Origin of the sequence: Aquiflexum sp. (assembly GCF_041751335.1) — a bacterium.
Lineage (GTDB): Bacteria > Bacteroidota > Bacteroidia > Cytophagales > Cyclobacteriaceae > Aquiflexum.
Genome location: NZ_JBGSXS010000346.1, coordinates 1 through 2,892, shown reverse-complemented (window position 1 = coordinate 2,892; position 2,892 = coordinate 1). Strand labels below are relative to the sequence as shown.

The following is a 2,892-nucleotide window of genomic DNA, read 5'->3' as shown; positions in this document are numbered from 1 at the left end:
TGGTTCAGGTTCACACTTGATGGCCTTTGTCTTGGCCAAAAGAGAAAATTGGGATCCGGAATCTTTGGATTTTGAAGTTGTAGGTGATCTTGAAGGTGCAAAGAATGCCTTGAGTGGGGATGACACCAAAATCTTCTTGTGGGAAAAATATACTACCAAACCAATTGTTGATCAAGGGATTTTCAAGAGAATTGGTGAGGTCCCGACTCCTTGGCCCTGCTTTTCTATCATTGCCCATCCAACTGCTTTGGACAAACATAGAGAAATAATTCAGAAATTACGAGACCTTGTTTACAGCATGTCTGCTGATTTATTCAAAAAAGAGGATTATGCTACACAACTGAGCCAAAATTACAAAATACAGGAGCAGGATATCAAGGCCTGGCTAAATCAGACTCAATGGTCAACCAACAACAAGATTTCAATAAATATGCTTGAAGAAACAATGAGAATTTTATTGGAACTTGGTTTGATCGAAAATCCGATTAAAACAGAAAAGCTATTATTTACACCACTGATTGCTCTTGTTGAATAATCATTCGTTGAAGACTGACTGTAGCAGTAGTACCTACTCCCTTTTTACTCGTAATGTCCAATTTGCCCCCCATAAGGTTTAAGAATTCCTTACACAGATTAAGACCCAACCCGGTACCTTTCTCCTTTTCAGTTCCAGCACTTGACTCCAATAAGGAAACCTGATCGTTGAGTATGGTTTCAAGTTGAATTTCACTCATTCCCAAACCAAAATCCTGAACGATCATTTTCAAAAACTCATCTTCAATGATTGTATAAATTTCTATTTTTGAGCCTTTTTTGGAGAATTTGATCGCATTACTCAAAAGATTCCGTACTACGATCTGCAGTAGATCCTTATCAACCAAAGCCTTCTCTTCATGGTCTATATTTAAATTGATGGTAATCTCTTTTGAGACTGCCTGATGCTGTAATAAATCCATACAGGGTCTGATTACCTTTCCCAGGTTAGTAGGTGACAATTGCACATTGAATCCCTCCATTTGTGATTTGGACCAGCTAAGGATATTATCCATTGTTTCAAAAAGCCCATCCACATTTCGCTTCAAAATATGGGAGACTCCTTCAAACTCCTCTCTGGTCAGTCCCTGAGAATGCATGAGATCCAAAACTCCTTTCAATTGTGCTACGGGACTTTTAAGATCATGTCCCAAAATAGAAAGTAACCTATTCTTCATTTTATTGGACTCATAGAGTTCATGGGATTTGGACTCCAATTCCTTTTTTTGATGTTCGGTTATGGTTTTTTTGTATTTTAATTGGTCATTGGCTTTTTTTAGTTTTTTATTAAAAATGTACAGCCATAACAGCAAAAGCAAACTAAGAAAAACAAACACTGAGGCTACAAACACAGTCCTTCTAACACTTTGGATTTCCAGTTCTTTAAGGGAATTTTCTATTTTTAGAAAATTAATCTCTGCATCAGATTTTTCAACTTCAAACATTGCTTGCAACAATGACATCCTATCTTCATCGATCTCTTCCTCCATACTGTCTTTCAGCTCTGAAAAAGCCTTATGGTATTGATATGCCCGGGTGATGTCACCCAAAGAATGATAGACTGTAGCCAGAACTTGATAAGTATTTACCAGTTCTTCTTGGAAACCATTTTGTTCTGAAATCTTTATCCCTTTTTCAAGATATTCAAGGGCTTTGGGAGTATTCCCTGAAAGAAAGTATGCTTTACCCAATCGATGGAAAATCGAAGCCTCATAAGTTTTTAGTCTTTGGTGGGAAGCAACTCCCAAGGCAAATTCGTAAGTATGTATCGCTGAGTCCAATTCATTTTTGGTAAGAAAAATATCTCCAATTACCCTATGTGTAAAACTGGTAAAATACATCAAACCTTCTTTTTGATTTACTTCTAAAGCAGATTTTGCATAATACAAAGCCGAATCCAATTCACCTACCTTTGAAAGGTTCAGGGAAAGATTATTCAAACTCCTGATAGTCAAAAAATGATCCTTGATATCAAGGGAAATCTCATACGCTTCCTGAAAGTTCTTAATAGCTTCTATATAGTTCTTCCTTTGATAGTAAAGTGCACCCAAATTATTCAGCGCCATTCCTATTTCCAATCTGTCATTGAATTTCATTCCGATCAGATACGCTTCTTTGGAATATCTGAATGACTTATCCCATATTCCCAATCTGTAATATATCCAACCTAGATTACCTTTTGCTCTTCCAAGTTCTAAACTGTCTGCCAATTGAACAGCTAATTCTTCAGCTTGAAGTCCCCATTTCAAGCCTTGTTGAGTGTCTTTTTCCCTGATCAAGAGTGTGACCTTGTTCAGTGTTTTAAGTTTCTCTGCATCATTGGTCTCTATCAACACAATTTTCCTTAAACTATCCACTTCCTGTAGTTGTGCAAAGAGGTTAAATGTGATTCCTAAACTGATGAAATAAAAAAGTGCAATTCTCTTCATAAGTAATCTAATACTGGGGTAATAAATCTCTTTTATAATGTTCTAAATAATACGCAAAACAAATATTTTAAATTCTTCATTAGTCATTTCTTCTAAATGCTATCGGGTCTGAAGGTGAAATGGGATAATTGAGTATAAAACCATCCGAATCAATCTCACCCAACAACCTAAGCCCTGCCACATGCGGTGCAGACATTGATGTTCCTGTTTCTGTCCGGTATCTATTACCGGCCCAAGTAGAAAGGACGGAAACTCCCGGAGCACCAAATTTTATTGGTTCCCCGTAATGTGAGAACCAAGCATACCGATCTCGGGAATCAAAAGCAGATACTGTGATGGTATATTTGCCTTTCACCCTAGCCGGGCTGAATGAGGTTGCTGGCAATCTTGAATTCCCAGAAGCAATGACCATCCAGATTCTTCTTTTTTC

The 2,892-nt window shown here is 37.3% G+C and carries 2 protein-coding genes and 1 pseudogene; 1 reads left to right on the top strand and 2 read right to left on the bottom strand.

Annotation, left to right across the window (positions count from 1 at the left end; all coding sequences use genetic code 11):
• Positions 1-535 (top strand): annotated as a pseudogene (locus tag ACEW8U_RS19245) (ABC transporter substrate-binding protein); the annotation flags it as partial.
• Here ACEW8U_RS19245 and ACEW8U_RS19240 read toward each other — a convergent pair.
• Positions 507-2,462: a tetratricopeptide repeat protein gene (locus ACEW8U_RS19240; protein WP_373523685.1), complete on the bottom strand. Its 1,956-nt coding sequence runs from the start codon at positions 2,460-2,462 to the stop codon at positions 507-509. The pseudogene ACEW8U_RS19245 and the gene ACEW8U_RS19240 sit on opposite strands and share 29 nt — an antisense overlap.
• Before the next feature lie 79 nt (positions 2,463-2,541).
• On the bottom strand, positions 2,542-2,892 hold a 351-nt coding region (locus ACEW8U_RS19235), incomplete at its 5' end, for a S8 family serine peptidase (protein WP_373523684.1).